Source organism: Mesorhizobium sp. CNPSo 4661, from assembly GCF_057784215.1.
The window spans coordinates 1-12,016 of the sequence record NZ_JBWGIO010000049.1 but is presented as its reverse complement, the minus strand read 5'-3'; the positions used below and the strand labels follow the sequence as shown (position 1 = coordinate 12,016).

The 12,016-nt window shown below is 57.4% G+C and carries 7 protein-coding genes and 7 pseudogenes; 7 read left to right on the top strand and 7 right to left on the bottom strand.

Annotated elements, in window-relative coordinates:
* Window positions 1-209 (bottom strand): annotated as a pseudogene (gene glyA / locus AC0YKC_RS33420) (serine hydroxymethyltransferase); the annotation flags it as partial.
* 767 nt (window positions 210-976) lie between these two features.
* Between glyA and AC0YKC_RS33415 the strand changes: the two are divergent.
* From AC0YKC_RS33415 to AC0YKC_RS33405, 3 genes are all read left to right on the top strand, one after another.
* Window positions 977-1,984 (top strand): D-alanine--D-alanine ligase family protein, encoded by a 1,008-nt coding sequence (locus AC0YKC_RS33415; protein WP_488514169.1) that lies wholly within the window; start codon window positions 977-979, stop codon window positions 1,982-1,984.
* Window positions 1,985-2,155: 171 nt separating this feature from the next.
* Window positions 2,156-2,686, top strand: a complete 531-nt coding sequence (locus tag AC0YKC_RS33410) for a diaminopimelate epimerase (RefSeq protein ID WP_488514168.1) — start codon at window positions 2,156-2,158, stop codon at window positions 2,684-2,686.
* 21 nt (window positions 2,687-2,707) lie between these two features.
* Window positions 2,708-2,974: a hypothetical protein gene (locus AC0YKC_RS33405; RefSeq protein ID WP_488514167.1), complete on the top strand. Its 267-nt coding sequence runs from the start codon at window positions 2,708-2,710 to the stop codon at window positions 2,972-2,974.
* 271 nt (window positions 2,975-3,245) lie between these two features.
* On the opposite strand, the pseudogene AC0YKC_RS33400 reads toward AC0YKC_RS33405, so the two are convergent.
* Together AC0YKC_RS33400 and AC0YKC_RS33395 are read right to left on the bottom strand one after the other, a co-directional pair.
* A pseudogene (locus AC0YKC_RS33400) lies at window positions 3,246-3,362 on the bottom strand (IS6 family transposase); the annotation flags it as partial.
* A gap of 25 nt (window positions 3,363-3,387) precedes the next feature.
* A pseudogene (locus AC0YKC_RS33395) lies at window positions 3,388-3,708 on the bottom strand (transposase); the annotation flags it as partial.
* Between the two features lie 1,181 nt (window positions 3,709-4,889).
* Between AC0YKC_RS33395 and AC0YKC_RS33390 the strand changes: the two are divergent.
* A pseudogene (locus tag AC0YKC_RS33390) lies at window positions 4,890-5,494 on the top strand (IS110 family RNA-guided transposase); the annotation flags it as partial.
* 856 nt (window positions 5,495-6,350) lie between these two features.
* On the opposite strand, the gene AC0YKC_RS33385 reads toward AC0YKC_RS33390, so the two are convergent.
* On the bottom strand, window positions 6,351-7,112 hold the full coding sequence (locus tag AC0YKC_RS33385) for a CmcI family methyltransferase (RefSeq protein ID WP_488514166.1): 762 nt from the start codon (window positions 7,110-7,112) through the stop codon (window positions 6,351-6,353).
* A gap of 62 nt (window positions 7,113-7,174) precedes the next feature.
* Window positions 7,175-8,464 carry an ATP-grasp domain-containing protein gene (locus AC0YKC_RS33380; RefSeq protein WP_488514165.1) on the bottom strand — a complete coding sequence of 430 codons (1,290 nt, stop codon included), beginning with the start codon at window positions 8,462-8,464 and terminating at the stop codon, window positions 7,175-7,177.
* Window positions 8,465-9,229: 765 nt separating this feature from the next.
* Between AC0YKC_RS33380 and AC0YKC_RS33375 the strand changes: the two genes are divergently transcribed.
* From AC0YKC_RS33375 to AC0YKC_RS33365, 3 genes and pseudogenes are all read left to right on the top strand, one after another.
* Window positions 9,230-9,538, top strand: coding sequence for a hypothetical protein (locus tag AC0YKC_RS33375; protein ID WP_488514164.1), 309 nt, complete (start codon window positions 9,230-9,232; stop codon window positions 9,536-9,538).
* Window positions 9,538-10,323, top strand: a complete 786-nt coding sequence (locus AC0YKC_RS33370; protein WP_488514163.1) for a transposase — start codon at window positions 9,538-9,540, stop codon at window positions 10,321-10,323. The genes AC0YKC_RS33375 and AC0YKC_RS33370 overlap by 1 nt, the downstream gene beginning before the upstream one ends.
* Before the next feature lie 623 nt (window positions 10,324-10,946).
* A pseudogene (locus AC0YKC_RS33365) lies at window positions 10,947-11,233 on the top strand (transposase); the annotation flags it as partial.
* A gap of 257 nt (window positions 11,234-11,490) precedes the next feature.
* Here the strand turns inward: AC0YKC_RS33365 and AC0YKC_RS33360 are convergent.
* Both AC0YKC_RS33360 and AC0YKC_RS33355 read right to left on the bottom strand, forming a co-directional pair.
* Window positions 11,491-11,795, bottom strand: a pseudogene (locus AC0YKC_RS33360) (hypothetical protein); the annotation flags it as partial.
* Between the two features lie 14 nt (window positions 11,796-11,809).
* Window positions 11,810-12,016, bottom strand: a pseudogene (locus AC0YKC_RS33355) (IS5/IS1182 family transposase); the annotation flags it as partial.

Sequence of the window (12,016 nt, the reverse complement as noted above, 5' to 3'; positions counted from 1 at the left end):
CCAGCGTGGTACCTCTTGCCCGGATAACCTTCAATCGTTGCAAACACCACCATGGAATTCATGGCCTCACGCGCAGCCCGGCTGAGGTAGTTCTTCGGCGCGACAAGCTCGATTTGGCCACGTAGGCGGGATTCTTCCGCAGCGATGTGCTGGGAGACATCGGGGTCCGCGTCGGCGAGCTTCTTCTCGAAGAACCAGGTATTATCCACGGCTTATTCTCCTTCCTGGGTTTCTAACTGCACTAGCCCCGCAGCAATTTCCGTGCCATCCCGTTTGAGTCCTGTTCAAGAAAGGGCGTATGTGGCGAGCCTTCTTGCCAGGAGCTTGATCATTGCCAGGAGCTCGATCATTGCCAGGAGCTTGATCATTGCGGTTTGAATGAAAGCGAGGCTTGTTGCTAGCACCAGGCACTTTGGCCTTGGCGATTTCTGCGAGGCACCGGGGATGGTCATCAGAAGCCGGCACTTCTCGTTACTGCGTGATGTCCGAAACCTTATCGTGCAACTGGGAGAATTCCTCACGCAACTTATGCCTCGCTGTCAGCGGGGGTCGATAACTTGCTGAAGATCCGCCGTGTCATCGACCAACTCGCGAATCCGGTCCTCGGGTACGTCTTGTGTCAACAACCCGACGCGGGCCTGTCGAATTGATGGCAAAGGTGATCGGCACGGCATTCTATTGCGCTCTGTTAAGGCCATTGAGGTCTCTTTTGAGGCTTTTGGTCAGTTGGCACGTCTGTTGCCACGCTAGACGTTGGGCGGCGATTAACACTTGGATTTGCTGCTCTGGAGTGTCAGCGTGATCAATGGAGCCAAGGAAGGAAGCACAGTGTCATGAAAGCTCGTCACGTAAACTAAGAAGCGGTCTTTGAAGTCCCTCCGGGTGCCCCCGGGCGCATTTGAATAACAGGTGTCGAAGCTGATCGGTAGGTTGTCGGACAAGGCATCGGCGATGCCGCTCGGACGCGTACTGGCATATGAATTTCACGATCAATGAGGAAAGTAAAATGCAAGATGCAAAACTACTTTCGGCCGCACGAGAAGTTCTTTCCAGCTCCCGTCTAGTTCTTCTTGCTGGAGGTTCATCAACGGAGCGCGCGGGCTCTCTTGAAACCAAAAATCTACTAATCCCATACCTTCAACAACTATGCCGTTCAGTCGAAGTTGTGGACCCAGACGAGGTGGACCACTTGCTTAATGCCGTCCGCCAATGCGACTTCGTGCTAAATATTGTGTATGGCGGGGGAGGCGAAGATGGTAGGATCCAAGGATTTCTTGACGTCCTACGTGTTCCATATTCCGGACCATCAGTCCTAGCCTCTGCAATTGGAATGAACAAAGAAGTCTTTGTCGCATTGCTTAGAGCTTGGAGCTATCCAGTCCCTTACGGCCGTTTGGTAACAACGCTAGAAGATCCGTGCACCTGGCCACATGAGCTCCGGCAATCGAAGGTGCTGGTCCTGAAACCGATTGATGAGGGGTCCAGCTTAGGAATCAAGATGTTGGATGGCCAGACTGCATCTGCGGAGGCAATTAGCCAAATTGAGCCTTGTGACCGCTCCAGATGGCGTCTTGAAGAATTCATCGAAGGAGCATCCGGTACCGTCGGTATCTTTCAGGTTGGCCCTGAGTTTGTTATTGGCGATGCAGTAGTGTTCGATATTCCGGACGGCCGGCGTTTTTTCGATGACCAGCTGAAGAGTCGTCCCAAATCCACGATACTCCATGGGCCGGCGGCGGAACGGATCCGCAATGATGCCCTCATGCTTTATAAGCAATTGAACTGCAAAGGGCTTGTACGGTTCGACTTTATCTACCGCGACAGTGCCCCCGTCTATCTAGAGGTGAATACCGTTCCAGGGCTGCAGCCCGACAGTACTGCGCCGCTCTCCTTCCAATCGCGGTTCTCATTCGAAGACTTTCTCACACTGAGCACTGCTGCACAGATCCCCCGGGCAGCTAATAATCTCAATTTGGTTGGGTAACGCATGTGTCGATCATTGTGATGAGGTTTTTGCCGCGCGGACGGCCGTAACGCAAGTAGTTCACTTTGGTTAAAGACACTATCAATCTGGATAGAGCGATAGAACAAAATAACGCACATCGCCTTCCTTTCGTGCCCTCCACCAAATGACTGGCTTTGGCCGTTCATCAAGATGCACGGCCTGCAGAACTATTTCGTGATTGTAGATTCACGGGACGGATCAAAATCTTTCGATCAAGGTGACATTGTCCGCATCTGCGATAGCCACACCGGTGCGGGAGGCGAGCAACTGCTCACCATTGAGCGCGCCTCAGACGAGGGATACAAGGCTGGTGCCTACGCGGCAATGAGGATCTTTAACACCGATGGCAAGGAAGTCGGCGCGTGCGGCAATGCCACTCGCTGCGTAGCACATCTACTCCTTGAGGAGACCGGCGGGGACGAGGTGCAGATTGAAACGCGAGCAGGCGTCCTTCGCTGCCGCAAGGTGGGACCAATGCAGATCAGCGTCAAGCTCGGGCCGAACAGTATGGACTGGCGCAGAATTCCCTTCGCCAACTATGTTGATACACTTCACCTTCCCTTGCAAAGCGGACCACTAAAGGACGGCGTCGCACTCAACATTGGCAATCCGCACGCGATCTTCTTCGTCGATCAACTCGAAGACGTTGATATGGCGCGATGCGCCCGTGTTGCAGAATGATCCCCTCTTTCCCGATGGCATGTGGGTGCAGCCGAAGTTCTCGACGGGCAAACTCTGCGACTTGCTGTCTGGGAGCGCCCTGGGATATTGACCAAGTCGTGTGGAACCGGCGCGTGCGTTGCCGCGTTCGCTGCGCTGAAACGAACCCTCATGACCTCCAGCAGAATTGTAGTTCACCTTTCAGCTGGATCGCTGGAAATTGAGATTGTGGACGGAGACATGGCTGTCATGACCGGGCCTGTCGCGTTTTGTTGCCATGGTTTTATAGAAGGAGGCAAGATGTCGTAGTCCCCAACGGCGACTTTTGGGAAAATTTGATTACGAACTGCAAAATCAGAAATCCGGGGTGGAGAAGCGGAAACACGACGCGGTTTTAGCAAACCTCTTCGGCGTGTTCGAGAAGAGCGCAGATAACATCGCACGACAAGCCGGTGCGATTCGCTTTGACTATGTGCAGACGGAGCTCGCGATGACTACAGGCTGAAGAACGGGGATGCGCTAATTCTGGTTTGGGCGTGTCGCAAAGCTGTCCGAACGCGTTGAGCCGAGACACACTCTTCGCTTTGTTTACTTTTTGAAGTCCGAAGCGGCGCACGAGCAGATCGTTCTGATATTTGACGGTCCACGCGCCGGAAAAGCCAAATTCCTTCCGCAGCCACAGGATGGCTTCAAACCCCACTTTTACCAAGTCCCACTGATGTTCAGCGATGTGCCCAATTTGGCAATCCGATGGACATGATGCGCCATGGTTGATCGGCCAAGCGGTTCCAGGCGAAGCAGCAATGATCGACGATGTCGTCGTAGGATTTGAAGACCCTGTTTGAGAGCCAGTCGTCGCGCATGCGCTGCCAGATATTTTCGACTGGGTTGAGTTCGGGGCATTTCGACGGCAGCGGCAGCAGGGTGATATTGGGTGGGACGATGAGGTCAGCGGAGCCGTGCCATCCGGCCTGATCGAGCAGCAGGATGGCATGCGCGCCCGGCGCCACGGTGACAGAGATTTCTGCCAGGTGCGGCGTCATACCTCGGTATTGCACCTTGACCCCACTTGAACGCCGCCTGTAAGAATATGCTATTATATCAGTACGTTAGGCGCGCCGGCGGGTGTTACCACTAGTGCGCCGGGAGACTGGCAAGGAGTAGATGGTGCAAGTCCATTGCGGTTAAGGAGTAGCGATCCACATCGGCCCTCGAGCCGTACGTCAGCCCCCGCGAGGGTGTCGGCGAAGCGTCGGTAGAGGAACATGCAGGCCAGCCATTGAGCCGCGAAAAGAATATCGTCCCGGATGCCGGCGCCGTTAGTGGCGCGGAAGGCAACATGAGGAGGTGCGATATGCGAGTGCCGTCTCGGTCCGGCGTGGTCGTAGACCCTGGCACGCATAGAAGCTTCTTGTTCGGGAACCGGGAGATCTCCGGGTCGGCCATGGCCTGTTTTGGTGGGCATGGTCCGTAGCGGGAAGGCGAGGAGCCGTAGCCGCTGATGCACGACACGGAGAAGTCTGACTCCGGCATGGTAGCTGCCTCATTGGCCGGGACAGAGGGACGCCGCAGGGTGGGGCCATTAGCCCTGTCCCGCCTTTCTGCGCGACTGCTCGCGGACCTCCTTTTGGGGTCTCGGATCCGGTCGACGCCGAGGAGCTGACGGATCGCGCCGCCGCTGGATTTTTGCGAAGAGACGCTCAAGGTTTTCGCGCTCGTATGCATGGTTACGCGTGCCTTTCGTGGCCGCCCATCGATCGATCATAACGCTCAGCGGCTCGGTTTCCAGTTGCGGGTTCAATTGCAAGAACCGGTCGGACTGCAAGAGCCGCACTGGTTGCGAAGTATATTTTGTATCCCCTGCGGCGCATCATGGCGACATGCTCAGCCATAACCTCGCCCAGCACGCTCCGAAAGAGTACGGCCGCATGGCGTAAATATTCCGCCACTTCGATTTCGGTCACATCACCGACCGGAATTCCTCGGTGCATGAGATAATCCAGAAACACGCGGGCGTAGCTGCAGTAGTTTGCGGCCGATCAATACGGCTTCGAGCTCAACAATCAGTTCTCGTTCGGATTTCGACATCAATAACTCCTCTGCGCGTCAAATGACTGCAGAGGTTCGCCGGAAAATAATGTGCAGCAAAGTCGGCGAAAAACAGCGCCACCGGGCGGGTTCCATGCTTCGACCCGCGTTCCTTCGCATTATGGTCACCTGACGATTAATCAAGCGACAGAAGAACGACGCAGCGGATGCGGAGGCGATCGTCGAGGCAGCGCAACGGCCAACGATGCGCTTCGTCGAAATGAAAACCGAGGACCAGCAGTCTCGGTCCATAATGTTTCGCACGCGAGAACAGCTGGTCAATCACCGCACTGAGTTGGTCAACGCATTGCGTGCGCACCTCTATGAGTTCGGCCACATCGCGCCGCAGGGAATTCGTTATCTGAGCCGACTTGAACGTTTCGTTGAGGAGGAGAACGCCAACTTGCCTGATCTAGCCCGCGAGATCTGCCGCGATCTGCTGGACCGTATCTACCAGTTGACTGGCCGGATCGACGCACTGAAGAAGAAGATCGATGCGCTGCTGAGACATCTCGGCGCTTGCAAACCATGCCCGGCGTTGGCCCCATCGCCGCACTGGCGATCGAAACTTTCGCGCCGCCGATGGAGACGTTCAAATGCGGCCGTGACTTCGCCGCTTGGCTTGGGCTCGTCCCGTTGCAGAGGTCGACCGGCGGCAAGCAACGACTAGGAAAAACCTCGAAGATGGGCCAACGCGATATTCGACGGCTGCTCATCATCGGCGCCATGGCTGTGGTCCGATAGGCATCCCGGAAGGATGCGCCCGAGGGCTCCTGGCTCGCTCGGTTTCTAGATTTGGACCTAGTCCGCGCATCACCATACCGGCCCGCGCCACGTCATGGCCGCAACTCAAGGCCCGACACAAGACCGCACTCGATCACGCGTTCAAAGGTTCAAAATCTTTCTTGCAAAACGGCTGGCATCCACACGAGACGTCATGTTCCGAGGCGGAGAACGGTGGCCCGCCCTTTCGTGGGATTAAAAGACGAGGATTGCTTCTCTATTCGTCAGGTTGAAGTCAAGCGCTTGTCGAGCTTTCCGCTTCCCGCTTCGCCGGCGCGTGACGTCTTTCGCGGGGTAATGATTCTCTGCGGGATCGGCGCCTCGGCCGTCGCCTTGATGGGGCTCAGAGGAATGGGGCGGAACAATCTCGGAAGCGTCCTGATCGTTGTGATGCGACCGGCACCTGCAACCCTCGCGAACTCATATTAAAAGGGCTAGGAAGGCGTCATCCAGGCAGCCGCTCCCGCCCGCATCATTGAAAGCGACATTCCGACCGAAGCACTGCTGGCGCAGATCGCGGTGTCGAATATGCCGACAGTCTGCGGCTCTATCGTTTATACATCTAGTCGATGTTGCCATTTATCAATTCGGCAAATTGGGTGTTGCTTTCCGGCCGAATCCGGAGGCCGGTCTTGATCATGCGCTCTGGTCACAGCTGTGCTTTCGTTTTTGTCGCAGGGTCGCTTTGGTGACGACGACATCAACCTCTAGCCATAGCCCCTCATAACAAGAAAAGAGGCTATCTGCCAGTCCGCCAAGAGCCCGCCAAGCCAGGAAACTGTAGCCTTCCGACGGCGGCAGGCTCCACGCGGGCCTATGATTTTCGAAGCCATGCATTTGGAGCACAAGTAAAATTTGCACCAAAAGCGTCTGTATAATAGGTATCTATTAAAAATCCTGATTGCTCAACCAATTCTAATCCATCGTTAACTTCTTTGTTTGCAAACATAGGCTCATCCTCGATCACATAGTAATCTCCAGATACAAGGAATCTGCTCAAGTAGGAAAACACCGAGAAAACCTGCACATGAGCATCATCGACCACAAGCCAAGGATGAGGAAGCCGTGACAGTAAATCTTCATCGAAGGTTCCAATATCGGAAAGGTCAACGTAGTGAAATGTCAGAATCTTATGTTTTGCACTTGCGTGGATACATTTAGTGTTGATGTCAAAGGAGTGAACTTCACCCGGATTTTCACAAAGTGTCGACATCTGGTCAGCAAACCATAGTCCGCTGCCACCCTGAAGGGAACCAAGCTCTACAATTGTCCTCGGTTGAAGTTCCCAAATAAGCCTTGTATAGAGAGCCAGGTCAAACGGAGTCTTGATATTCATTAATCCTTTGTATGTCATCGCCAGGACTCCGATCTTCGTGGAGTGGCTTGGAAAAAGCTTTGCATGAATAGCCGACTGCCATCCTCGTGCCGATGGCGTTGCAAAGCGGTCGGAAAATTCAGCATTCACAATGCTGCTTAGTGCGATTGCCCAACCAAGATTGTTACCCGGCTTTGCTTGATCTGGGTAGTTCTTGTCGATGGCCTCGCTAAAAGCCTTATATCCGGAAGCGAGCTTCATAATGCATCTCCATACTGCGCCATTATTCTCTACGAGCATCCCCGATTGTCCCTCGGGAATATTTAATCCAAATGTGAGATCGGGGACGAATGAGGCTGCCGGCTGTGAGGGCTACCCTTGTTCCTCTCGCCAATGGTCGGAAAAGGTGTGATCGTCCAATTGATCAGGTCGACGGCATGTTGAAGTATCGCCTGGGTCTCAGTAAAGCCGGGTCCAGTGGCGATGACATGTCCGATGCAGTCTCGGATATCGCCTTTCCTGATGATCGGCGTCTTGGGTTGAACATACCATTTGACCTCGGCGACACCGGATACAGTGGCCGCCCGACTGTCGCCGTCGAACCTATCGATGAAGCCATCGCGATCAGGAATCAGGAACTGCGCGGCCGCAGTCTGCAAATGCTTTTTGCGTAAATCCCATTCGTCGCCGATGGCAAGCTTGATGTGCTCGGTGATGAGATCGACACCGTAAGCCAGATTAATCAGTTGGGGAGCGGGCGTGCCGTGAAGCCGCGGATTGACTTCAATGACGACTGGGCCACGCTTCGTCCATCGGAATTCGATGCCTGCTGGCCCCCAGCCAAGACCGAGAGCTCGCAAACAGTTCAGCGAAACATCGGCTATAAGTTTATGCTCCTCATCGGACAGCATGGCCGGAATGGTGCCTTTACGAGAGACGAAATGCGGTGGAGGGCCGCAGTCTGCGATGCCAATTCCAATAGTCTGATCTCCCATTGTGTCGGCCCAATAAAGCGGGCCCTGGGCGAATTCTTCGACGAGTATCCTCGGCCAAGACAGCCAAACATGCCTCCCACCCAATAGATAAGCCGATTGCTCGGCCAACTCATCCACGTTCCGGCACAGTCGGACACCGACGCTGCCGCTGCCTTCGGCCGGCTTAACAACCACCGGCAGCCCGATTTCCGCAGCAGAGCTTTCTACCTCCATAGCAGTAGTTGCCAAGCGATAGGCTGGCACCGGAACGCCGGCCTGTGCGAGGATTTGTCGTTGAGCGAACTTGTCGCAACATCGTTCAATGGAGTCGGGGTTCGGTCCCGGTAGATCAAAATGCCGGCAGAGCTTGCCAACTGTCGCGTAGACCGGATGCCAGGCGCTGGTAATGCCAGCGATGTCATAGGTCGCGCGCAGCCGAGAACATTCGTGGATCAGCGCATCGAGGTTTTCTGTATCGACACGAATTGTTTCAACGTTTTCCGCCGCAAGATAGTCGTACCGGGCTGGATCCGTCGACATCGTAATTGGATGAAGACCAAGGCACTTGGCCGCCTTGAGGTATAGCAGACCGTTACCCCTTGGATGGCCTTCAAGCAGGATAAGCGCTCTTCTTTGCATAGGCTGTTGACCCCATTACTTACTGCGCGGCGGCCTATGTCGACAGAATTCAGCCTGCGCCTGACTTCATAACTTGCGGATGAACGTAATCCTTTTCAGCGATTAGAGGTGTAAAGATTCTGCGAATTTCGTGGAAGGTTTTGTTGCAACGGAAAGATGCTAGGTATCCGATTTCAAGGGTGATTCGGTCGTCCATCACCAGCGCCACTTATCTTGCGCCGGGTCACCACGCTGCGGATATCGTTCTCCGAGCCGTGTGGAGCGGAAATGTCCGGGTGGTCGGCCCGAATGCGCGCGAGTAGACTGTCTAGGGTTACGAACCTAGTCTTCATGCCGAGGATCCGGTCTAACCGTCTGGCCAGTTCCCCGGCTCTTCGGGTGCCGTCGGATCCAGACACCACGCCTTGATGTCGTTGTAAAGCCACCAGATCCGGCTCTGCATCAGGGCCTTGGCGCGGCGCAATTCCGGCCCCTGGGCATTCCCACGGTCAAGGATCGCGGCGTTCAAGGCTCGGCCAAGACACTTCTGGAGCCGATCTTCGAGCCGCAGTTTGGTATGTCTCCTATGGGTTTCGACCCGGACGGAGTACCGATGGCGGGTCGTGTCCCGCGATGTAGATGATATGGGGCGAGCGGCGAGGGTGTGGCATGCTTCGGCGCTGTTGGAACCACCACCAGAAGGAGGCGCCCCATGTCGCAGTCTTTTGACGCGAGCCGGTCCCTTACCGCTCTCGAACAGAATAATACGGTCGTAGCCGTCATGAAATGAGCAAGGCAAAATGGCTGATCGCCGCACTCGTTCCGGGTCTCCAGCGCCAGCCCCTCAAGAAGATCGATGCCGACGCACCATCCCTGTTGAAGCTGCTGCAGCGCTGGCGCGACGAGGCCGGCCAGGCCGGGCATACGATCAGACGGATTGCCGTCGCCTATGAGGCGGCCGGCGACGGCTTCTGGCTGGTGCGTTGGCTGTTGGCGCGCGATATCGAGGCCTATGCCATCCACCCAGTCAGCGTTGCGGTGTCGCGTGAGCACCGGCGCGCCAAGACCGATCGTCTCGACACCGAGAGCTTTTGATGCGCGCCTTCCTCGGCTGGCTGCGTGGCGAGAAGCGTCATTGCAGTATGGCGTCGATCCCGACGCTCGAAGAGGAGGACGCGCGGCGGCCGAACCGCGAGCGGCAGACCTTGGTCGGCGAGCAGACGCTGCTCATCAACCGCATCAAGGCGATTCTCACCCGCTTCGGCATTCGCAGCTTCCGCTTAAGCCTGCGCGATGCGGCCGACAGGCTCATGGCCATCCGCACAGCGGAGGGAACGCCGCTGCCGGACAACACCCGCGCTGAGTTGCACCGCTTGCTTGAGCGGCTCGCCCTCGTGCGTGCGCAGATCCGCACCATCGAGGGCGACCGCTTGCGCAGGCTCGCCGCGGCTCCGGCTGCACCAGAAGGCCCGCATGCGATGGTGCGCCTCATCGCACGGGTGATCGGCGTCGGTATCGAGACGGCAGACATGCTGGTCCACGAGATCCTGTCGCGCGGCTTGCGCGATCGCCGCGCGGTGGCGCGCTATGCCGGGCTCACGGGGTCGCCGGATGAGAGCGGCAAACGCCGCCGCGAGAAGGGGTTGGCACGCGCCGGCAGTGCCCGCGTGCGGCATGGCATGATCCAATTGGCCTGGCGCTTTCTCCTCTTCCAGAAGGACGGTGCCCTTGCCCAATGGTTCCAGGCGCGCACGGCCGACGGCCGCAAAATCACGCGCAAGACGATGATCGTGGCGCTGGCGCGCAAGCTTCTGATCGCGCTGTGGCGCCTCGTCACGACGGGCGAGGTGCCGCAGGGCGTCAGCTTGCGTGCAGCGTGATGGGTGCACGTGGGAAGAGGAGAGCAACGCATACCCCAATTGGCTGGCCCGCAGCAGGGTCTGCCGATGACGATCCGAGGTGGCGGCAACCCGAAGCTACACATGGTCCTCGGACCGCGGACGTAGAATGGGCCCGCCACTCCGGAGCTTCGCCCACCGATGCGCATGGCTGCATCATGGTTCAGATCCTCCGACATCGACCGAATACAAGTCTGCTGCGCGGGTGTCCCCGCGCCTGCTTATGGCAAACTCCGCCTCGGAATCCATTGTCGGCACCTCGCAGGCCCCCGACCGAGAAAGTCTGCCGCCGTGCTCGTGGCCGTCAAGGACAAGTCGCTGCGCGATGGGGCCTGCGGCCCCATCCTTGACCGTCACTGCGCGCGACGGCCAGCGCGACGGTAGGTCGGGACGAGGAGATGGTCGCCAACCGGCCGAACAAGGAGATAGCAAACACAAACCAGTAGCAGGATTGACAATCGTCGCCCCATACAGGTGTAGCTCGGCGGTAGCGAAGCCGCTCGCGAGCGCGCCGTTAGTAGCGAGCGAGCGGCGCAGCGGTGGTCATCGATGTTCTTCCGTTAGGGTCGGGTTCCTGACACCAACCTGATTCGAAGGAACCACCGATGACCGACGACATGATGAACCTGCGCGCGCTCGTGGAGAAGACCCCCGATGCCGATCTCCTGCGCGAGATGATCGGCTTTGCCGCCGAGCGGCTGATGGAGATGGAAGTGGGCGCGGCGACCGGCGCCGGCCATGGCAAAAAGAGCACGCTGCGGACCGCCGGGAGACTCGGGCCGGAACGGTAGAGCTGCGCATCCCGAAGCTGAGGAAGGGCTCCTACTTCCCCAGCTTCCTGGAGCCGCGCCGCATGGCCGAGAAGGCGCTGACGGCCGTCATACAGGAGGCCCTCACATGAGGAGCTTTGCGTCAAGTAGGTAGGTCACGGGCCCATTTGGCAACTTCCGTTCGTTATCGGATCCATAGTCTGAGATGATACGGCTCGGTTATCGAGCCTGATCAACCTCATTCCGGTCGCCGCTGGGGGCGGCCGCACCAATATCCCGCGTTCGGCGGGCAAGGGCTCAGGAGGACGACACCATTCTACGCCACGGCGTTTTGGCCACGCCTCCTGCCGGTTCGCGCGCCTGGATCCGTCAGGGCTGATCAGGCCCTGAGGAATGAGATTATCTTATGGTCACCAGCACTCTCCCAGCTGGCTTTCATTATTGCTCCCTCGATACAACTCCAGCCTTTACATACTTCCATAGCGCAACCAACAGCTTGCGGGCGAGCGCGACGACCGTGGTCTTTTTGAAGCGGCCGGCGTTCCGGTTAACTCGATTCTGGAACCAGCGAGCTAGTGCGGAGTCTGGCTGGTAGCGCAGCCACAGCCAGGCCAGCTCGATCATCGTTGTTCGCAGCCGGGGATTGCCGGCCTTCGAGACCCCCTGTTCGCGGTTAATTAGTCCGCCCTGAACAATGGCTAAGCCATTGACGCGGCAGTGGCGCAGCGACGGGAGGAAGTATCCGGTTTGGCGGCACAAGCAGCGATAGCCAGCAGGACGAGCGCACGCCAAAGCGCCAGTGTGGCGAGGATGAGGCGCTGGCCGGCGGCCACGAGCAGCGCATTGATGGCGTCGCCAGAATGCCCGAGAAGGAAGTTCCGGTCCAGCCGCCCGTCGGTCTTCAT